The organism is Pseudomonas sp. 32_A (assembly GCF_017490905.1).
Taxonomy (GTDB): Bacteria; Pseudomonadota; Gammaproteobacteria; order Pseudomonadales; family Pseudomonadaceae; genus Aquipseudomonas; species Aquipseudomonas inefficax.
This window is the reverse complement of sequence record NZ_JAFGYI010000181.1, coordinates 1-521: the sequence shown is the minus strand read 5'-3', so window position 1 is coordinate 521 and position 521 is coordinate 1. Positions and strand designations below refer to the sequence as shown.

The window sequence follows — 521 nt, the reverse complement described above, 5'->3', positions numbered from 1 at the left end:
GTCAAGGTCAAGATAAGATCAAATCATAAGGTCATAAGATAAATTCAGTTTCACTTAGAAGTAACTGACTATACAAGCGACTATTTCATTAGAGATTTTTGAGTGTATCAATCGATTGCAATGGCGCTGTTCAAAGACAATTATTTTAGTGGTAAAGTAGCCCTTGTGACAGGGTCAAATTCGGGTATCGGCAGGTCAACTGTATTGTTATATTCAAAACTCGGTGCCAAAGTTGTTGTTACTGGAAGAGACAGTAAAACGATTGATGAAGTTGCTGTTGAATGTGAAAATATCTCACCACAAAAGCTCAAGGTTGAATTTTATTAAAATTTATGTTAATTATAATTTTATTATAATTAGCCATTGAAAATTGTGGCTGACATGTCATCAATGGATGACATCAAACGACTGGTTGATGAGGTGGTAAAACATTTTGGCCAAATTGATATTCTAGTTAATAATGCTGGTTGTGGTTTGGATTCTGATTGTGAGTCTCCAGATGCTCTTGCTCTGTTTGACAC

1 pseudogene is annotated in these 521 nt (G+C 34.9%); it reads left to right on the top strand.

The window, feature by feature from the left end:
• Nucleotides 1–120: 120 nt before the first annotated feature.
• A pseudogene (locus tag J5M58_RS28140) lies at nt 121–521 on the top strand (SDR family NAD(P)-dependent oxidoreductase); the annotation flags it as partial.